We start from the raw sequence: 21,735 nt of genomic DNA on the forward strand, positions 1-21,735 counted from the left end.
ATCCAGAAAAACGAGGAGACACGTGCGCCGCGAACGGCGCACTGCTAAGTCAGATACAGGTCGTGCCGGGGCTCACTTCTTCGGCCCCAGGCGTTTGAGCAAGGTGTCGAGGGTCGCCTGGTTCATGCCCTTGGCCAGCGGGAAGTCCGCTGGCATCAGCGAACCGGCCTGCGGGTCGAGGCAGTGTTCGACCAGCGCCTGCAAGCGCTCCAGCAGGCGAGCGGGCAAACGGCTGTCGGCATTCGGCGTGACGCTGTGCCATTCGACACGCAACACGCCGTCCTCCAGCCAGGCCACCACCTCCCGGGCGTGGGTCACGCGGTTCTCGGGAGCTACGTCCGGCGGCGGGATCAGGTTGCTCGCGCGCAACCAGCCCGCTGGCGTTTGCTCATGCCCCAGGTAGTTGAACAGCACATCGCCGTGGCTGGCCGCCAACTCGCCGCGCTGGCGCAGCAAGCCGTAGCCCAGGCCCTGAGCGGGTACGTCGCGCAAGGCTTGCTTGGCGTTGCGCACCTGCTCGCCCGCGGCGCCGCTGGTGTTCACGCGCAGTGGGTAGAGGGTGGTGAACCAGCCGACGGTACGGCCGACGTCCAGCCCGGCAAACGGTGCGTCACGTCCGTGGCGCTCCAGATCCACGACGATGTCGCTGCGCTGTTCCACCTCGGCCAAGGTCGCGGCGAGGGCGGCGATCAGCAGTTCTTCCGGCTGCGTGCGATAAGCGGCCTGGGACTCGGTCAGCCATTGCTGGGTGCGGCGGGCATCCCAGCGGGCCGAGAGGGTCTGGCGCTCGGCGACCGTGGCCATCGGCGGTCGGTTCGCGTTGGCCTGGGCGCTCCAGTAGCGATGCTCGGCGGCGGCCTTCGCGGCATGGGCTTGCAGGTGCTCGGCCCATTGCCGGTACGAGGTGGTTTTCGCCGGCAACGTCGGCTGCTCGCCACGCTCCAGCGTGGTGTACAACTGCTGGAAATCCTCCAGCAGCGGCGTCCAGGACACCGCATCGACCACCAGGTGATGGGCCACCAGGTACAGGCGCTGCGGCGTGCCTTCCAGCAGGGCCGCAGCAAACAGCGGGCCGTGTTGCAGGTCCAGGCTTTGCGCGATATGCAGCAATTGGTCCGGGTGCTCGCAGCAGGTCAATGGCGCTGGTGCCACCGGCGCGATGTGCGCCTGCCATTGGCCGTCGGCGTCGGTGAAACGCAGGCGCAGGGCGTCGTGGTGGGCGACCAGCCGATCCAGTGTGGCTTGCACGAGGGTCGGTTCCAGGCGACGGTCGCTGTCGGCCAGCACCGATTGGTTCCAGTGCGCGGCCTGGACTTGCTGCTGGTCGAAGAACCACTGGTGCAGTGGCATCAGCGGCATCGGCCCGGTCACGTCGCCTTGTTCGGCCTGGGTCAGCAGCGCCGTGGCCACCTGGGCCAGGGCCGCCGGGGTCGGCGAACGGAACAGGTCCCGTGGCGTGAGCGAATAGCCCTGCTCACGCAAGCGTGAGATCAGTTTCAGCCCGAGGATCGAGTCGCCGCCCAGGGCGAAGAAACTGTCCGAAGTGCCGATGTCGCAGCCACCGGTCAAGGTCTCGCCGAGCAGTTCGCCGAACAACTGGCAGAGCAGGCGTTCCAGGTCGTTGCGCGGTGCCGCGTAGTCTTTCTGGGTGTTGGGCAAGGGCAGCGCGGCCAGGGCCTTGCGGTCGATCTTGCCGTTGGTGCTCAGGGGCAGGGCCGGAAGGTGTACCCATACCGCCGGCACCATGTAGGCCGGCAGCTCGGCCGCCAGTTGTGTGTCGAGGTCCGACTGCGCGGTGCTACTGCTGTAGAACGCCACCAGGCGGTTGTCGATGACCAGGGTGCAGGCGCCAGTGATGGCCGGCAGGTTCAGCAGCGCCGCGTCGATTTCTCCCAGCTCGATGCGCTGCCCACGCAGCTTCACCTGATAGTCGAGACGCCCCAGGTACTCGATGTTGCCATCGGCCAGGAAGCGGCAACGGTCGCCGGTGCGGTACAGCCGATCCCCGGCCACGAACGGGCTGGCGAGGAAACGTTCCTCGGTCAGGTCCGGGCGTTTCAGGTAACCGCGGGCCACGCCGACGCCGCCGATGTACAGCTCGCCGATGCTGCCAATCGGCAACGGTTGCATGGCTTCGTCGAGGATGTACAAGCGCAGGTTGGCGATGGGCTTGCCGATCGGCACGATGGCATCGTCCGCCGAGCAACGCCAGACGGAGACGTCGATGGCCGCTTCGGTCGGGCCATACAAGTTGACCAGCGCCGCCGGGTGTTGACCCATGAAACGTCGGACCAGGTCCACCGGCAAGGCTTCGCCGCTGGCGAAGACCTGGCGCAGGCTGTGGCAGTCGACCAGGCTTGGCTCCTCGACAAAGGCACGCAGCATCGAAGGGACGAAGTGCAAGGTCGTGACCCGTTCCTGCTGGATCAACTGGCTGAGGTAGGCCGGGTCGCGATGACCGTCCGGACGGGCAACCACCAGGGTTGCGCCGGTGATCAACGGCCAGAAGAACTCCCACACCGACACGTCGAAGCTGTACGGGGTTTTCTGCAAGACGCGGTCGTTCGGGCCAATCGGGAAGGCGTCCTGCATCCAGTGCAGGCGGTTCATCAGGGCGCCGTGTTCGTTCATCACGCCTTTGGGTTGGCCGGTGGAACCGGAGGTGTAGAGCACATAGGCCAGGTCATTGGCTTGGACGCTGATGGGCTCTCCAACTTCAGCGTTTGGCAACGCCTCCAGCGTCCAGGCCTCATGCCCAACAGGCAGGCGCGACAGCCATTGCGCTTGGGTCAAGCTGACCTTGGCGTCGGCGTCTTCGATCAGGAACGCCAGGCGTGCGGCCGGCAACTCCGGATCCAGCGGCAACCAAGCCGCACCGGCATGGACGATGCCGAGCAGGGCCACGACCATTTCCACCGAACGCTCCATGCACACCGGCACGATGCTGTCGCTGCCCACGCCAGCGGCGCGCAGGGCCCGGGCGACGGTTTGTGCCCGTTGATCCAGCTCGGCATAACTCAGGCGCTGGCCTTCGAACACCAGTGCCGGGGCGTTGGGGCTCAAGGCCGCTTGCTGGCTCAGGGCGGTGTGCAGGTTGGTCGGGCCGCTGTAGTGACGTTCGGTGGCGTTCCAACGGTCGAGTTGCTGCTGATCCTGCTGTTGCGGGAACAGTTCGACCAGGGTGCGCCCAGGGGTTGTCACCAGGGCGTCAAGCAGCGCGCACCACTGCGTGCTCCAGCGTTGCATCGTCGCTTCGTCGAACAAGGCCGATTGGTATTCCAGCGCCAGCGTCATGTCGCTGCCGTCGTCCTGGACTTCCCAGCTCTGTTCGAATTTGGCGTCGATCACCGGCAGCATTTGCTCTTCGACATTCAGCCCCGGCCACTGGCTGCTGTCGACGCGGCCATAGTTGAGGGAGAACAGCACCTGGAACAACGGCGTACGGTTCAAGTCGCGGTTCTGCGCGACGGCACCGACCAGGGTGGCGAAGGGCAGGTCGGCGTGGGCCTGGGCGGCGCGCAGGTCAGCCTCGAGGCTGGCGAGCAGTTGCTCGGCCGGGGCCCGTTGGTCGACGTCGCTGCGGATCACCAGGGTGTTGACCAGGCAGGCCAGCAACGTCTGGGTTTGCGCGTGGTCACGCTGGTCCGCCGGGGTGCCGAGACGAATCTCCCGCTGACCGCTGTAGCGGGCCAGCAGCGCGCTCAGGGCCGTGGCCAGCACCACGTAGGTGGTGGTGCCGCGCTGACGGGCAAACTGGCGGATGGCTTCGGCGCGCTGGGTGCCGAGGCGGACGCTCAGTTGGCGGGCGCGACGATCGGCTTCGGCGCCACGTGGATGGTCGATGGGCAGGTCGAGCTGGTAGTCGTCCTGGCCCAGGTGGTTTTTCCAGTAGTCCAGGCTGGCACTGCGCCGGGCCTGGGTGTCCGGGTGCTGTTGCCACAGGGCGAAATCGATATAGTCGATCTCCAGCGGCGTCCAGGTGGGCGACTGTCCGTTCAGGCCGGCGGTGTAGGCCTGGGTCAGTTCGTCGATGAGCAACTGCATGGCCCAACCGTCGGTGGCGCTGTGGTGCAGGCACACCAGCAACAGGTTTTCGTCGCTGCCCTGGCGTTGCAGCAGGTGCGCGCGCCAAGGTGCGGCGGCGGCCAGGTCGAACGGCGTCATCAGCTCGGCCTGGGCGCTGGCGCAGGTCGCGGCCCAGTCCTGGGTTGCAACGCCAGTGACCGTAAGCGCCGGCCCGTGGTCGTCGATCAGCAATTGCGGCTCGCCGTCGATCTCGACAATCCGGCTGCGTAGCACCAGGTGGCGCTGGCTGATCTGCTCGAAGGCGTCACGCAAGACCTGGACCTGCAGCGCGCCGCGCAAGGTCAGGGCGAATGGCATGTGGTATTCGCGGGACTCCGGCACCAGGCGACTGAGCATCCAGAACCGGCGCTGGGCCAGGCCCAGGGGCAAGTGCGCCGGGCGCGGTTGTGCGGTGATCGATTCACCGGGCATGGCCGCGCGCAGATGCTCGGCCAGGGCCGCGACCGTCGGTTGGGCGAACACCAGCGGCAAGGGCAGGGAGCCCCCCAGACGCTCACGGACCCTGCTGACCAGGCGGGTGGCCAGCAAGGAGTGACCGCCGAGTTGGAAAAAGTTGTCGTCGATGCCGACGTGCGAACCGCCCAGCACTTCGCTGAACAGTTCGCAGAGCACGGTTTCAGTGGCATTGCGTGGCGCGGTGCGCGGCTGGTCGCTTTGGCTGTGTGGCAACGGCGTGGCGGCCAGGGCCTTGCGGTCGAGCTTACCGTTGCTGTTGAGCGGCAGGCGGTCGAACTGCACGAAAACGCTTGGCTGCATATGCGCGGGCAGGCTGTCGCTCAAGTCGGCACGCAAAGTCGCCTCGTCGGCGTCACCGCACCAAAAACTTACCAGGCGCTGGTCGAGCAACAAGGTGGCGGCGTCGCGAACACCGGCCTGGGCCAGCAGCGCCGCGTCGATTTCACCCAATTCGATGCGCTGCCCACGCAGCTTCACCTGATGGTCGAGACGTCCCAGGTACTCGATGTTGCCATCGGCCAGGAAGCGGCAACGGTCGCCGGTGCGGTACAGCCGATCCCCGGCCACGAACGGGCTGGCGAGGAAACGTTCCTCGGTCAGGTCCGGGCGTTTCAGGTAACCGCGGGCCACGCCGACGCCGCCGATGTACAGCTCGCCGATGCTGCCAAGCGGCAGTGGTTGCATGGCTTCGTCAAGGATGTACAAGCGCAGGTTGGCGATGGGCTTGCCGATCGGCACGATGGCATCGTCCGCCGAGCAACGCCAGACGGAGACGTCGATGGCCGCTTCGGTCGGGCCATACAAGTTGACCAGCGCCGCCGGGTGTTGACCCATGAAACGTCGGACCAGGTCCACCGGCAAGGCTTCGCCGCTGGCGAAGACCTGGCGCAGGCTGTGGCAGTCGACCAGGCTTGGCTCCTCGACAAAGGCACGCAGCATCGAAGGGACGAAGTGCAAGGTCGTGACCCGTTCCTGCTGGATCAACTGGCTGAGGTAGGCCGGGTCGCGATGACCGTCCGGACGGGCAACCACCAGGGTTGCGCCGGTGATCAGCGGCCAGAAGAACTCCCACACCGACACGTCGAAGCTGTACGGGGTTTTCTGCAAGACGCGGTCGTTCGGGCCAATCGGGAAGGCGTCCTGCATCCAGTGCAGGCGGTTCATCAGGGCGCCGTGTTCGTTCATCACGCCTTTGGGTTGGCCGGTGGAACCGGAGGTGTAGAGCACGTAGGCCAGGTTATTGGCCTCGACGCTGATCGGCTCTCCGATCTCAGCGTTTGGCAACGTATCCAGCGTCCAGGCGTCATGCCCGGCCGGCAGGCGCGACAACCATTGGGCTTGGGTCAAGGTGACCTTGGCGTCGGCGTCTTCGATCAGGAAAGCCAGGCGTGCGGCTGGCAGCTCCGGATCCAGCGGCAACCAGGCGGCGCCGGCATGGACGATGCCGAGCAGGGCCACGACCATCTCCACCGAGCGCTCCATGCACACCGGCACGATGCTGTCGCTGCCCACGCCAGCGGCGCGCAGGGCCCGGGCGACGGTTTGCGCCCGTTGATCCAGCTCGGCATAGCTCAGGCGCTGGCCTTCGAACACCAACGCCGGGGCGTTGGGGCTCAAGGCCGCTTGTTGGCTCAACGCCGTGTGCAGGTTGGTCGGGCCGCTGTAGTGACGTTCGGTGGCGTTCCACTCGATCAGTTGACGCTGACGCTCGGCTGGCGGCAGCGGTGTCCAATCGCCGAGGCGGGTCTGTGGCGCTTCGAGCATGGCTTCCAGCAGTTGTTGCCACTGTTTCAGCCAACGCCGGGCGGTGGTTTCGCTGAACAGCGCGGCGCGGTATTCCAGCAACACCGACAGCACCTCACCGTCATGCACTTCCCAGTTCAGGTCGTACTTGGTGGCCTGGGCGGTCACGGGGCGCTCGCTGACCTGCAACTGCGGCCATGGCTGGCTCGACGCGTCGGCGTTTTGCATGGCGAACAGCACTTGGAACAGCGGCGTCTGGCCGAGGCTGCGCGACGGTTTCAAATGCTCGACGACCTGGTCGAACGGCACGTCCTGGTGCTGCTGGGCATCCAGCACACGGTTGCGCACTTGGTCGAGCAAGCCTTCGAAGTCCAGCGCCGGATCCAGGTCGACACGCATGACTACGGTGTTGACGAAGCAGCCGATCAGCGGCTGCAGCTCGGCGAATGGACGCTGGGCCACTGGGGTACCGACCCGCACGTCGCGCTGGTTGGCGTAGCGGCCCAAGAGCAACTGCGCGGCACCGAGCATGAGCATGTACAGGGTGGCACCGCGTTGCTGGGCGAACTGCCGCAGGCGTTCCACCAGGACGGGCGGTAACTGCAGTTGCACCGCGCCGGCCGCCGGGGCGAGCTGGTTTGGACGGCCCTGTTCGGTCGGCAGGTCCAGCAGGTAGTCGCCGTCCTCCAGTTGGCCGCGCCAGTATTCCAGTTGGCTGCTGAACGCGGTCTGTTGACCGGGTTCGCGCTGCCAGAGGGCGTAATCGGGGTATTGCAGCGCCAGCGCCGGCAGTACCGCCGGGGTGCCTTGGCATTGGGCGGTGTAGCACTGTCGCAGTTCCTCCAGCAGGTTCTGGCTGGAGGCGTCATCGATGGCGCAGTGGTGCACGCTGAGCAATAGCAACGACTGGGCGCCGCCGCTGCGTTGCAGCAACGTGGCCCGCACCGGTACTTCGGCGGCGAGGTCGAAACGGCGGCCGGTTTCTGCGTGGATCGCTGAGTCGGTCAGTTGCTGCCACTGCTCGTCGCTGCTCGCCTGGAGTGCCGTCACCTGCATGGTGAGATCGACCTTCGGTTCGATGACCAACGCCAACTCGCCGTCGCCATCGCGCACGATGCGGCTGCGCAGGATCTCGTGGCGTTGGACCAGGCTGTTCAAGGCTGTTTGCAGGGCCGGGGCATTGAGTTCACCGTCCAACTGCACGGCGCTGACCACGTTGTACTCGCCACCGCCGGTGCTCAGTTGCTCCAAGAACCACAAGCGTTGCTGTTCGAACGACAGCGGTAGGCGCGCCGGGCGGGTCGCCGCAACGAACGTCGCCGCCGGGGCTTGCAGGGGATCGCCCAGCAGCGCGGCCAAGGCCTCAAGGGTCGGGTGTTCGAACACCGCCCGCAACGGCGGCACGCTGCCGAACTGTTGGCGCAAGCGGGCAAACAGCGCCGCCGCCAGCAGCGAGTGGCCGCCGAGGTAGAAGAAATGGCTGTCGCGGCCGATCTGCGTCGTCGGCACGTTCAGCAACTCGGCCCATAGGGCCGCCAGTTGCTGTTCGGCGGCGCTGCGCGGCGGGTCCAAGGCGTCTGGCGCGGCTTGGATGTCCGGGGCCGGCAAGGCCTTGCGGTTGAGTTTGCCGTTGTCGGTCAGCGGCAGCTCATCGAGCACCACGAACGCCGAGGGCACCATGTAGTCGGGCAGGGCGGCGCCAATGGTCTTGCGCCAAGCGTGGATGTCGGCTTGCGGGTCGCACGTCACGTAGGCGACCAGGCGCTTGTCGCCGGGCACGTCTTCACGGGCCAGCACCACGGCCTGGCGCACGCCCGGTTGGGCGCCGATCAAGGTTTCGATTTCCCCCAGCTCGACGCGGAAACCACGGATCTTCACTTGATGATCCATGCGCCCCAGGTATTCGAGCTGGCCGTCGGGCAACCAGCGCACCAGGTCGCCGGACTTGTACATCCGCGCGCCTGGCTGCGACGAGAACGGGTCTTCGATGAACACCTTCGCCGTCTGCTCGGCGCGGTTGAGGTAGCCCAGGGTCACGCCGGCACCGCCGATGTGCAGTTCCCCCGGGACGCCCACCGGCATCGGGTTGAGGAAGGCATCGAGCACGTAGGTGCGCACGTTGGCGATGGGACGGCCGATGATCGGCCGCAACGGGAAGTCATCCACCGCGCAGCCGGTGGCATCCACGGTGCATTCGGTCGGGCCGTAGGTGTTGAAGAAGCGGCTGCCGGCAATCGACGGCAGGCGTTGCCACAGCTGCGCGTCCACCGCGTCGCCACCGAACAGCACGAAGCGCGGCAGGTACACCTCGCCCCGGCGGACGCCGTCGCTTTCGAGCAGGCCCTTGAGCTGTGCCGGAGTACACTCGAAGGCGTCCAGGCGGGTGTCGCGGAAGAAGCCGGCGAGGGCCTCGGGGTCGTAGCGCACGTCTTCCGGGGTCAGGTACAGGCTGTGGCCGTCGAGCAACAGGATCAGCTCGGCCACGGAACTGTCGAAGGCGAACGAGTAGTTGAAACTGGTGCGCATCGGCTGGTCGGTGTAGCGGCGATACAAGCCATGGATACGCGCCCAGGCCAGGTTCACCACCGAGCCGTTGGTCACCAGGGTGCCCTTGGGCTTACCGGTCGAACCGGAGGTGTACATGATGTAGGCCAGGTCTTGCGGCCCGGCAAGCGGGGCGGGGTTGCTGTCCGGCTGGTCGGCGAACAGCGCTGCGTCGCTGTCCAGGCGCACGCGTGGCAGTTCGGCCCCCAGCTGTTCCAGCAGGCCCTGCTGACCGAGGAACAGTGCCGGTCGGGCGTCTTCGAGCATGTACGCCAGGCGATCCACCGGGTAGGTCGGGTCCAGCGGCACATAGGCGCCACCGGACTTGAGGATGCCCAACAGCCCGACCAGCAGTTCCAGCGAACGCTCGACACACAGCGCCACCGGGCTGTTCGCACCGACGCCGCGGCTGCGCAGGTAATGCGCCACTTGGTTGGCGCGACGGTTGAGTTCGCCGTAGCTCAGGCTGCGGCCTTCGAAACACAGCGCGTCACGCTCCGGAGTGCGCTCGGCCTGTTGTTCGAACAACTGAGCGAAGGTCAGGTGCGTCGGCACCGCCATCTCGGTACGGTTCCACTCGACCACGGTGCGTTGCCACTCCGCGTCCATCAGCAGCGGCAAGGCGGCGACCGGGCGCTGGGGCTCGGCGAGCATGTGTTGGAGCAGGTGTTCCAGGCGGGCGAGGGTCTGGCGGGCGCTGTCGGCGACGAACAGGTCGAGGGCGAACATCAGTTCCAGCTGGATCGGCGCATTGGCCGGGCACAGCACGTGCAGGTCCAGGTCGCATTCGGAATGCCGCAGTGGCGTGTCCAGCGCTTCGAATTCCAACCCGGGGAAGCGCAACCGCGACTCCATGGCCAGTTGCTGGGCAACCATCACCTGATACAGCGGCGCGTGGCTGAGGCTGCGTGGCAGTTGCAGGCTGTCCACCAGTTGCTCGAACGGCAGGTCCTGATGTTGCAGGCCACTGCGCAGGCGCTCGGCCACTTGTTTGACCAGGGTGCTGAAGTCGGCTTGCGGCTCGAAGTCCGCGCGGATCGCCAGGTTGTTCAACAGGATGCCCAGCAGGCCTTCGGTGCCTGGCTGTTCGCGGTGGGTGACCGGGGTGCCGATCAGCACCGTGGCGTCACCGCTCAAGCGGTGCATCAGCACGGCGAAGCCGGCGAAGAGGACGGTGAACGGCGTGGTGCCGAGGCGACTGGCGAAGGCTTGCACTCGGCCGCTGAGGTCGGCGCTGAGTTCACGCTGCACGATCCCGGCGCGGTAGCTTTGCACCGACGGCCGTGGATGATCGGTGGGCAAGGCCAGCAGCGGGCTGGCGTCGCTGTCGCGCCGGTCGAGGGTAGTGGTCCAGTAATCGAGCTGGCGCTTGAGTTCGGCGCCTTGCAGGTGTTCGCGCTGCCAGAGGGCGAAATCGGCGTATTGCAGCGGCAGGGCGGGCAGTTCGGCGGTGGCGCCGTTGCAACGGGCTTCATAACCCAGGGCCAGCTCGCGCAGGGCAATGGTGGCCGACCAGGCGTCCGAGACCAGGTGATGCAGGGCAATGCCGAGCACATGCTCGCCCGGCGCCAGGCGCAGCAAACGCGCCCGCAGCAGCGGTGGACAGGTCAGGTCGAACGGCTGCTCGAAGGTGTCTTGCAGGGCATTGAATTGCGCGCCTTCGCGGGCGGTGGCGGTCAGGCCCGACAAGTCTTCGAAAGGCAGCGCGATGTCCAGCGCTGGGCTGATGCGCTGGCACGGCACGCCGTCGGTGCTGTGGATGCCGGTGCGCAGGATTTCGTGGCGCACCAGCAGATCGTTGAGGCTGGCGTGCAGCGCCTCGACATTGAGTTCACCCTTGAGGTGCAGGGCGAACGGGATGTTGAACAGGGTGGTGCCCGGCGTCAGTTGTTCGATGAACCACAGGCGCTGTTGCGAGAACGACAACGGCAGCAACGGCGGGCGTGGCTGGGCCTTGAGCAGGCTGGTCGCGTTGGCTTGCGGTGCGGCGGCCTCGGCCTGGCGGGCGCCGATGGCCACGGCCAGCAAGGCCACGGTCGGCTGTTCGAACAATACGCGCAACGGCAGGTCGAGCTTGAACTGGGTGCGCAGGCGGGCCACGATTTGGGTCGCCAGCAGCGAGTGCCCGCCGAGGGTGAAGAAGTTGTCTTCCACGCCCACCGTGTCACGCCCCAGGACTTCGGCCCAGATGGATGCCACAGCGGCTTCCAGCGCATTGCGCGGGGCGATGCTCTCCTGGGCGTCGGCTTGCCAGTCCAGCTCGCGGGCGGCGAGGGCCTTGCGGTCGACCTTGCCGTTGTTGTTCAGGGGCAGCTTGTCCAGGCCGACGAAGGCCGCCGGCACCATGTACGGCGGCAGTTGCGCCCGCAAATGTTCGCTCAGGCCGTCACTGCCCACGTTCTGGTCATGGGCCGACCAATACGCCACCAGCCAGGCTTCGCCGACGGTGTTTTCCCGCAGCAGGACGGCGGCTTCGCGCACGTTGGGGTGCTGGGCGAGACGGTGTTCGATTTCCGTCAATTCGATCCGGTGCCCGCGCAACTTGACCTGCTGGTCGCGGCGGCCGAGGTATTCGATCACGCCGTCCGCGCGCCAGCGTCCCAGGTCACCGGTGCGGTACAGGCGACCTTCGAGTTGAGGGTGGTCGATAAACGCGTCTGCAGTGCGCTGCGAGTCGTGCAGGTAGCCGCGGCCGACGCCGACGCCACCGACACAGATTTCCCCAGCCACGCCAACCGGCACCGGGCGCAGGGCTTCATCCAGCACATACAGGCGGTTGTTGGCGGTCGGCTGGCCGATGGGCATGTGGCTGACCTCGGCCCCCGGTGCTTCGAAGATCGGCTGGAAGGCCACGTCGTCGGCGCATTCGGCCGGTCCGTAGGCGTTCATCAAGGCGATGTCGGGGAAGCGTGCGAACCAGTCCCGGGCCACGGTCGGCGGCAGGGCTTCACCGGTGGGCAGGACCCAGCGCAGGTCCGGCAGTTGCAAGTCGCACGGGCACAGCGCGAGCAAGGTGCGCATCAGGCTCGGGACGATTTCCAGCACGTTCAGGCGCTCGCTGGCGAGCACTTGCAGCAGGCGTTGCGGGTCGTGGGCGACGTCACCCGGAAGAATGTGCACCGTGGCACCGAGCACCGGCGCGGCGAGGAACTGCCACACCGAAATGTCGAACGCCACCGACGCAGTCTGGGGAATCCGGTCGGCGGCGCTGAGCCCCAGGGCCGGCACCTTGCCGAAGATGTTGTTGAGCATGCCGCGCTGTTCGATCATCACGCCCTTGGGCGTGCCGGTCGAGCCCGAGGTGAACAGCACGTAGGCCAGGCTGTCCGGGCTGGCGAGTACCGGCAGCGGCGCACCGTTGCCGGACGTCCAGCAGGCTTCGGCGAACAGCGCCTCAGGCGCCCGGTCGAGGCCGCTGAGCAGTTGATCGAGCAGGCCGCTGCACCCTTCGCTGGCAACCAGCAACGGCGCGCGGGACAGCCCGAGGATTTCCCGCAGGCGCTCGGGCGGGTGATTGACCTCAAGGGGCAGCATCGCCGCGCCGGCCTTGAATACCGCCAGCATCATGGTCAACAGCGCCAGGCCACGGGGGGCCACCAGCGCGACCAGTTGGTCTTCACCGGCGCCGGCTTCGCGCAGGGCATGGGCCAGGCGCGTGGAGCGCAGGTCCAGCTCGGCGTAGGTCAGCGACTCGCCGGCACAGATCGCGGCGACCTGATCACCGCGCTGGGCGACCTGGGCGGCAAACAGCTCGGCGTAGCTTTGATCCAGCGGAAAATCTTGAGGGTTGAGCGCCCATTCGCCCAGCAACTGTTGACGCTCGTCGGCGGCCAGCAGTTCGAAGCGGGACAACGGCGCGTCGGGGGCGGCGAGCATGCTGCGCACCAGGCTGGCGATGTGGCCCAGCAGGCGCTGCACGGTGGCGGCGTCGAAACGTTCGCGGTCATAGGACACGCGGATGCCCAGTTGTTCGCCCGGCAGGATCACCACGGTCAAGCCGTAGTGGGTGTGCACGCTGTGGTCCATGCCTTCGAGGCTGAACTGGAAGCCGCCTTCGAGGATCTGTTCGTCGATGGGCGCGTTTTCGAACACCAGGATGCTGTCGAACAGGGTTTCGCCCCGGGGGAAATCGCTCCAACCCTGGATGTCGGTCAACGGGGTGTGCTCGAAGTCGCGCATGTCGACGTTGAGCTTCTGCAAGTCGCCCAGCCAGTTGCCGAGCGCGGCACTCGGGTCCACCGAGACCCGCAACGGCAAGGTGTTGATGAACAGGCCGATCATTTCCGCAACGCCGGTCAGGTCGGCCGGACGTCCGGCCACGGTGACGCCAAAGACCACGTCCTGTTGCCCGCTGTAGCGTGACAGCAGCAGCGACCAGACACCCTGGAAAAACGTGTTCGGGGTGATCCGGCGACTGCGGCAGAACGCCGCCAGCGCCTGGGTTTCCTGCTCGTCGAGGTGAATCAGTTGGTCGTCCACCAGCACCGCATCGGTGTAGCGGTCGCGGGTCACGCCGTTGTCCACGGTCAGGGGCGTGGGCGCGTTGAGACCTTGCAACTGGCCGCGCCAGAATTGCTCGGCCTTGCCCGCGTCCTGGCGTTGCAGCCATTGAATGTAGTCGCGAAATGGCCGAGGGCTTTTCAGCTCCGGCGTGCGGTCGTTGCACAGCGCTTCATAGACTTTGAGGAAGTCTACGGTCACCAGGGAAATGCACCAGGCGTCCATCAGGATGTGGTGGAAGCTGCGAATGAATTCGTAGGACTCATCGGCCAGGCGCACCAGACGGAAGCGAATCAGCGGTGGTTTGGACAGGTTGAAGCCGACTTTCTGCTCGTCTTCCAGCAGCGTGCGGATCCGCGCTTCCTGTTCATGGGGAGCGAGCCCGCGCAGGTCGAGAGTATCCAGCGGCACCTTGACCTGGCGGTGGATCACTTGCACCGGTTGCTTCTGGCTTTTCCACTGGAAACTGGCGCGCAGGGAAGGGTGCAGCGCCACCACCTGGCGCCATGATTCGAGGAACGCTCCTTCATCGATGGCCCCGCCGATGCGGTAGCGATCCTGCATCAGGTACACACCGGAGTCTTCGTGCAGCAGGGAGTGGAACAGCATCCCTTGTTGCAGCGGCGAGAGCGGGTAAATGTCTTCGATCGGGTTGCCGGCGGTTTTTTCGGTGGTCATTGAAAACGTCCTGCGTAAAAAGGGGCAACGGTGATGGCGGGGCGACGGGAGGAGCCGTTCACAGGTTGGCCTCGTCCAGTTCGGCCATCAACGCTTGCATTTCGTCATCGGACAGGCCCGAGGCGCTGAACTCGGTGCTGTCGGCTTGCGGCTCGGCGGCGCTCGGGTCCAGCGGCTGCGCGACCTCGGCCATGGCCGCGATGGTCTGGCGTTCGAAGACTTGCTTGGCCGACAGCGCAATGCCTTGCTCATGGGCCTGGGCCACCACTTGCAGGCTCAGGATCGAGTCGCCGCCGATGGCGAAGAAGTTGTCGGTGACGCTCACCGTCGAGAGCTTCAAGACCTTGGCGACGATCGCTTGCAGGGTGGTTTCCATGGCGTTGCGCGGCGCCACATGGGTGCTTTCGTCGAACTGCTCCGGGTCGGGCAACTGGCGGGTGTCGAGCTTGCCGTTGGGCGTGCGCGGAAAGCTCGCCAGGGTCAGCACCAGGGCCGGCACCATGTACGACGGCAGGCGTTCGCCGAGGAAGCGCTTGATCGCCTCGGAATCCGGTGCGTAGCCGTGGGCGGGAAGGACGTAGGCGAGCAGGCGCTTGCCAGCGGCCTGTTCCTGGACGATCACCGCGGCTTCGCGCACGTCGCTGTGGCTGCACAACTGGCGTTCTATTTCGCCCAGCTCGATGCGGTAGCCGCGCACCTTGACCTGATGGTCCTTGCGCCCGAGGAAGGCCAGGCGTCCGTCGGCCAACCAGCACGCCAAGTCACCCGTACGGTAGGCGCGGGTGCCGTCAGCCAGGGTGACGAAGGCCTTGGCGGTTTCTTCGGGTTTGTGGCGATATCCGCGGGCCAGGGTCGGCCCGGCGAGGACGATTTCACCCGGTTCGCCAACGCCGCAGGCGCTGTCGAATTCGTTCAGCAGGCGCAGGTCCATGCCGGCGATGGGGCGGCCGATGCTGACATTCCGGCCCGGCTCCAACACTTCGTAGGTGGCCCAGACCGTCGCTTCAGTGGGGCCGTATTCGTTCACCAGCCCTGCGTGGGGCAGGGTCTTGCTGTGTTGCGCGATCAGCGACGGCGGGCAAGCCTCACCGGCGACGATCCAGCAGGCGAGGCTGTCGGTTGCGCCGCTGCGCTGCAATTGATCGAGCAACGCCTGGTACAGCGACGGCAATGACAGGCCGTGGCTGACCTTATGCTGGGTCATCAATTGCGCCAGGCGGGCCATCTCCAACTCTTCACCCGGGGCGGGCAACACCAGGCGTCCGCCTTGGGCCAGGGTCCAGAAAATCCCGGCGACCGAACTGTCGAAGGCAAACGACGACAGCAGCAGATACGCGCGTACCGGCATCTCATAGGCCGCCATGCGCACCTGGGTCGAAAAACTCAGTGCACCGTGACTGATTTCCACGGCTTTCGGTGCCCCGGTGGAGCCGGAGGTGTAGATCAAGTAGGCGAGGTCGTTCGCGTCTGGCAACGGCAGCACCGGCAAATCGCCGAGGTCCGGTGTCGCCAGGTCATCCAGCACGAAGCGTTGCAGGTCGGCCGGCACGCTGTCGGCCAGTTCGGCGCTGACCACGATGTGCGCAATGGCGCTGTCGGCGAGCATGTAGGCACGGCGGTCGGCCGGGTAGGTCGGGTCGATTGGCACGTAGGCACCGCCGGCTTTCAGGACGGCGAGCATGGCGACAATGGCGGCGTTGCTGCGGGCGAACAGGATACCGACGGGCACCCCGGGGCCGATGCCGGCGGCGACCAGTCGATGGGCCAGTTGCGTGGCGCAGGCATCGAGGCGGCTGTAGCTCAGCTCGCCGTGCTGGTCGCTGAGGGCGATGGCGTTCGGTTGCTGACGAACCTGACGGGCAATCAGTTCCACCAGCGTCACCGGTTCGATGGTCGGCACGTCCGCGCCGGTGCCGATCAATTGCGATTGCAGCGCTCCGCCCAAGGACAACTGCGCCCAGGCCCGTTGCGGTTCGGCCAGGGCGCCTTGCAGCAGTTGCAGCCATTGCTCGGCGAGGCAGCCGGCGGCTTCGGCGCTGAGGGCATGGCGGTTGTAGACCAGCTGTGCGTGCAGGTTATCGGGCACCTGGCGCACGTTCAGGCACGCCTTGAACGGGTTCATCACGGCGCTGGCATGACGCTCCCGGGCATCGCCCGAGCGCCAGGCAAAGGCGTATCCGCCGTTGAGGGTGCCGGTGTAATAGTCCTGCCAGCCGACCGCCCGTTCCAGGGTGGCGGCCACTTGCGTGCTTTGCTCCAGCAGGGACGCCTGGGCATTCAGTTCGATGCGCACGGGCAGGCACTGCTCGAACAGGCCCAGGGTGCTTTCCAGTTCCGCACCGCGACTTTCATGGATCAGGGTGAGCGGCACCTGTTGCTGGCCGGCCAGGCGTCCCAACACCGCTGCCCATGCCGCCAGCAGCAAATCCGAGGTCAGGGCTGGGTGGCGGGCGAGGTCGGTCGGCAGTGTCAGGTCCAATCGGGTCGGCGCAAACCCGCCTTCGAGAGCCGATTCGAGGGGCAGTTGCAGGGTGGCCTGTTCGGTATCGCCCGAGGGTGTCCAGAAACTCACGCCCGGATGGTCCGGGGCGTCTTCTACCAGGCTCCAGCGCCATTCGGCGTAGTCGGCGTACTGCAAGGTGTCGGACAGGTCCGCAGCGCTGTCTTGCAGCAATGCCTCGGCCAGCCATTTCAGGCTGGCGAGGTCGAAGTGGCTGCTGGCCGCCGCCAGGTCCAGTACGCCTTGTTCATCGGCCAGGCGCACCAGGGTCACGCACAAAGGGATTGTCCAGTCGCGGGGCTGGCTGGCGAGTTGAGCCAGGGCGGCGTCCTGTGCGGTGCGGCTGTGTTGACGCAGGTCCTGGAGACTCACCACCAGCGAAGCGGTTTCGTCGATCACCTGCACCGGGTGGCGCAGGCCGGGCACGGGCATCAGGCGCGTGCGCAGGATTTCACTGCCGGTCACCAGTGCCTGCAGGCGATTGTTCAGCGCATCGACGTCCAGGGGGTGCGAAAGGGACCATTGCAAATGGCAACTGAACGGGTGTTCCGTCGCGCCGTTGATGTGGGGGTAAACCGATGCCTGTTGCGGCGAAATACGAAAACCTTGAAGTCCGCTCATGTTCATCTCGACTGGAAAAGGGCTTGAGCCTGGATCACCGCACAGACGCAGGAGCTTGCTGGACAGGCGTCGGGCAAGCCTCCTGCGAGTGGCGGGTGGCCTCGTTGAATGTCAGACGGCAACGTCGCTCGACAGCAGGGCTTCGGCCATGCCGGTCATGATGGCGCGCTTGCCGGTGAAGGGTTCGCGACCGTGCACGGCGAGCATGTTGTCGATGAACAACACGTCCCCCTGTTGCCAGCTGAACCGTACCAGCGAGTCGAGGTAGGCCGCGCGTAGCGACTCCAGGACCTGCGGCTCGATCGGTTCGCCGTCGCCATAAAAGGTGTTGGTGGGCAGGTCGAGGTCGTTGAAGTTGCTTTGCAGCGAATCGCGGATGCGCTCGGGCAGGGTGCTGATATGGAAGAATGTGGCGTGGTTGAACCAGACCTCTTCGCCGGTGCGCGGGTGGCGCACCACGGCCGGTCCGCGTTGACGGGTGCGCAGGCGGTTGTTGTCTTTCCATTCCACGTCGATGCCGACGCTGGCGCAGTAGGCTTCCACTTCGCCGCGGTCTTCGGACTGGAACACGGTCTGCCACGGCAGGCCGAAACCGTCGCCGTAGTTGCGCACGTACAGCACGCCTTTTTCCCGGAACCGCGCTTCGATCTGCGGGCTGATCCTGGCCTTCACGGCGCGGGTCGAGCCGATCGGTGTTTCACCACCGGTCTCGGACGGCAGTTGGCAGTAGAAGAACAACCGCAGCGGGAAGCGCGGCGAGTAGGAGTGTTCGTTGTGGGGGAAAATCATCTGGTCGGCCGGGTAGTCGGTCGAGGTGTAGATGTTGCCACCGACCCGTGTCCGGGGCGAGGCGCGGAACATGTATTCCAGCGCGCCGGGGGAAAGGGCGGCGATCACCTGGTCGAACTGCTCGACGGACGCGACGTTGAAGCCGCGAAACAGCAGGGCGCCGTATTGCAGCAGTTTCTTTTCCAGCGACTCGCGTTCCCGGGCGGCCCAGGCGACCAGGTCGACACCACTGACCGCCGGTTCGATCACCAGAGGCAGGGCGTGGTCCGGGCTGAGCAGGCGCTCGGTGACCAATTGTTGTTCCGAGACGCTCATGGCTTTGCGACGCACGGCGCCGAGGGCGCGTGGCGATGGGGGCACGATAGACATAATGGCATCCGACTCGGTTAAAGGGACAAGGAGCGACGTTTGGCTTGCATCATCTGGCTGCGACCGGCCAGCGCCTGGGACTGTTGTCGCTCACGGGCAAAGGCCTGGTCCCAACGGTCGATGCGCTCGGCCAGCGCCGTCAACGGCTCGTCCAGCAGGGTGGGTAGTTGTTCCAGCAGGCACGTCCACAGGTGTTGCAGGCGCAAGGCACGGCCCTGGTCGACGTATTCGCCGCGATACTTGAGGGTCGCGGCGAGGCCTTCGCTGCCGTGCACGAGGTCGAGCACCAGGTGGAAATCCCCCGGTGCCTGGGCCACGTCCAGCGCGGACAGTTGCGCGCCAGCGATGGCGGTCGGGGTCACCCGTGAAGGTTGATAGTTGAGCTTGACCTGGAACAGCGGCGAGTGACCGGGGCGACGCTGCGGCGCGAGGGCCGAGACCACCAGGTCGAAAGGCAGGCCTTGATGGGCGTAGGCCAGGCGCGCTTCATCACGAACCCGCTCGAGGAAACCGGCCAGGGTCAGTTCGCCGCGCAAGTCACAGCGCAAGCTCAACTGGTTGACGAAGAAACCGATGACGTCGTTGTGCTCGGCCAGTGGCCGACCGCTGACGTCGGTGCCGAGCAAAAATTGTTGTTGGCCACCCAGTTGCTTGAGCACCAGTTGGTAGCTGGCCAGCAACAGCATGAACAAGGTCATGCCTTGCTCGCGGGCCAGTGCCGCCAGCCGCTCGCAGCGGGCCTGGGGCACGTTGAAGTCCAGGCTGTGTTCGCCTGGTGTCTGGCCGCTGCCACCCAGTTCCAAGGTTTGGGGCAGGTCGGCCAGGTGTTCGCGCCAGAAGTCCTGCTCGGTGGCGATCCGCTGTTCGCTCCAGTGCCGGGCTTCCCATTGGGCGAAATCGAGGTATTGCCCCGGTAGTCCGGCGTCGGTCGAGCCCGCCAGTTCCGCCAGCAATAGTTGCGCCGAGCGCCCGTCGAAGGCGATGTGGTGCAAGGTCAACAGCAGGTCATGCTGCTGGTCATGGCGGCTGAGCAACTGCGCTCGCAGCAGCGGGCCGGCTTGCAAATCGACAGGGGTGGCGTGTTCGTGGGCCAGGCGCTCGCTCAGCGCCTGTTGTTGCTGGGCTTCGCTCTGCTCACGCACATCATGATGGACCAGCGCCACCGCCGTGGCCGGCAACACCTGTTGTTGCGGGCCGTCGACACCGTCGCGGTACACCGTGCGCAACACGCCGTGCCGCGCCACCAGCGCGTTCAGGCGCAGGGCCAGCGCCTCGATGTCCAGTGGACCTTGCAGGCGCAGGTGCAGCACCAGATTGTGCCGGGTGTCGTCCGGGTTCAGTTGGCGCAGGAACCACAGGCGACGCTGGGCGAACGATTGATGCCCCTGGTTGAGGTTGGCCTGCTCGGTCGAAGCCTCGGTGTTCGGCGCCGGCTCATTCAGGAAATCTTGCAAGGCCAGCGCCCATTGCCCGAGAGAGGTTTCCCCGAACAGACTTTGGGTATCGAGGTTCCAGCCCAGGTCCCTGTGCAGGCGCGCGGCGAAGTCAGCCACGCCGATGGAGTCCAGGCCCTGGCCGATCAGGCTGAGGTCGAAGTCGGCGGAAAAATACGGGTTGACTGCGTGCAGCGTCTGTTCCAGCCATCGGCGGCAGGCGGCTTGGGCCTGTTGCGGCGTTTCGCTCGCCAGGCGCTTGAGTTGGGCAAGGTCGAGGGACTCGTCGTTCGAGGCCGGTGCCCCACCGCTCTGGGCGATGATGCTCAACGTGCCCGCGGCCAATTGCTTGCGCGCGCCTTGACGGGCGATCTTACCGCTGGTGGTCATCGGGATGGTGCCGGCTTGCACCAGCACAATCTGGTCGATGCCGCAGTCGGCGGCTTCGCGCACGGCGGTTTGCATCGACGCGAACAGCGCCGGGTGATGCGCCGGGTCGACGAATTTGCGTTGCGGCTCAGCGACGATCACCAGCTTCTCGCGGCCCAGTGCCGGGTCCATTTCCGAGAAAGCGGCGATGCGCCCGGTGCGGATGCCCGGCTCTGAGTCGGTAATGGCGAATTCGATGTCGTGGGGATAGAGGTTGCGCCCATTGAGAATCAACAGGTCCTTGAGCCGACCGCAGATCACCACCTGGCCTGCGTGCATGAAACCCAGGTCGCCGGAGCGCAGGTAATGCTCCGACGAACCGACGATCCGGGCTTCAAAGGCTTCGCGAGTGGCTTCGGGATTTTTCCAGTAGGATTCGGCGTTGCTCGGGCCCTTGAGCCAGACTTCGCCGATGCGATCGGCGGCGCATTGCTCGAAGGTCTGCGGGTCGACGATGGCGATGCTGTGCAAGGCTTGCGGGTAACCGCAGGCGACGAATTCCACGGCGGCGGCATCGGCTGCCGCCAGCGCCACGCGGCCGGTTTCCAGTACGGCCTTGTCCAGGCGCAGCACCACCGGCAGCGCGTCGGGCGGCGTGGCGCTGACGCACAGGGTCGCTTCGGCCTGGCCGTAACCGGGGCTGATGGCCAACGGATTGAGGCCGCACGCGGCAAAGCGTTGGGCGAAGGCTTCCAGGGTGCCAGGGTGGATCGGCTCGGCACCGTTGATGGCGTGCTTCCAGGCGCTCAGGTCGAGCTGCGCGATCAGGTTGTCGCTGACCACGCGGTTGCACAGGGCATAGGCGAAGTTGGGGGCGAAACTGGCGGTGGCACGGTAGCGACTCAACGCCTGCAGCCAGGTCGACGGCGCATTGACGAAGGTCTGGGAGGCCATCAAATAGCACGGCATGCCACTGTAGAGCGGGGCCAGCATGCCGCCGATCAGGCCCATGTCGTGGTACAGCGGCAGCCAGTTGACCATGGCGCCGTGCTCGTCGAAATCGTAGGCCTGGCGCATCAGTTCGACGTTGGCGATCAGGTTGCGTTGACGCACCTCGACGCCTTTTGGCGAGCCGGTGGAGCCCGAGGTGTATTGCAGGAAGGCCACGGTCGAACCGTCGATGGCCGGGCGTTGCCACTGGCTGGCCGATGGCGTGCCCAGGTCCTGGACGGTCAGCACATCGACGCGTCCCTCCACCAGTTCCAGCAAGCCTTCGCAATAATCCGTCGGGGCAAGAATCAGCGCCGGCTCGGCATCCACCACCACGTTGCGGACGCGGTCGAGGTGGCGCGGTTTGCGTGACGGTGGTGGAAACAACGGCACGGCAATCAGGCCGGCATAGAGGCAGGCGCAGAAGGCGCGGGCGTAGTCGAGGCTGCTGGGCAGCATCAACAGCACGCGATCACCCGGGGCATAACGCGCTTGCAGCGCGGCCGCCAGGGAGCGGGATTGCTCGTGCAGTTGGGCAAAAGTCAGGGTTTCGCCGATCTCTACGCCGTCCGGCAGAAAATGCAGGGCGGCGCGCTGAGGGAAGTGCTGGGCGTTGGTTTCCAGCACATCGATCCAGTGTTCGAAAGAAAACATGTG

At 66.1% G+C, this 21,735-nt stretch carries 4 protein-coding genes; all 4 read right to left on the reverse strand.

From position 1 onward, the window contains the following. Positions 1-72: 72 nt before the first annotated feature. Positions 73-14,007, reverse strand: a complete 13,935-nt coding sequence (locus AD659_RS13840) for a non-ribosomal peptide synthase/polyketide synthase (protein WP_053122090.1) — start codon at positions 14,005-14,007, stop codon at positions 73-75. A 58-nt stretch (positions 14,008-14,065) separates the two neighbouring features. Then, positions 14,066-17,128 carry a non-ribosomal peptide synthetase gene (locus tag AD659_RS13845; protein ID WP_053122092.1) on the reverse strand — a complete coding sequence of 1,021 codons (3,063 nt, stop codon included), beginning with the start codon at positions 17,126-17,128 and terminating at the stop codon, positions 14,066-14,068. 111 nt (positions 17,129-17,239) lie between these two features. Continuing rightward, the gene (locus AD659_RS13850; protein ID WP_053122094.1) at positions 17,240-18,286 is read right to left on the reverse strand and encodes a TauD/TfdA family dioxygenase; all 1,047 of its coding nucleotides are present in this window, start codon (positions 18,284-18,286) and stop codon (positions 17,240-17,242) included. 17 nt (positions 18,287-18,303) lie between these two features. Further along, complete coding sequence (locus AD659_RS13855; RefSeq protein ID WP_053122099.1) at positions 18,304-21,732, reverse strand: condensation domain-containing protein; 3,429 nt, start codon at positions 21,730-21,732, stop codon at positions 18,304-18,306. Between the last annotated feature and the right edge of the window lie 3 nt (positions 21,733-21,735).

This window comes from Pseudomonas thivervalensis, from assembly GCF_001269655.1.
GTDB classification, from domain to species: domain Bacteria; phylum Pseudomonadota; class Gammaproteobacteria; order Pseudomonadales; family Pseudomonadaceae; genus Aquipseudomonas; species Aquipseudomonas thivervalensis.

Coding starts and splice junctions, on each gene's coding strand:
- AD659_RS13840 (WP_053122090.1), bottom strand. CDS start 14,007: ATGACCACCGAAAAAACCGCCGGCAACCCGATCGAAGACATTTACCCG.
- AD659_RS13845 (WP_053122092.1), bottom strand. CDS start 17,128: ATGAGCGGACTTCAAGGTTTTCGTATTTCGCCGCAACAGGCATCGGTT.
- AD659_RS13850 (WP_053122094.1), bottom strand. CDS start 18,286: ATGTCTATCGTGCCCCCATCGCCACGCGCCCTCGGCGCCGTGCGTCGC.
- AD659_RS13855 (WP_053122099.1), bottom strand. CDS start 21,732: ATGTTTTCTTTCGAACACTGGATCGATGTGCTGGAAACCAACGCCCAG.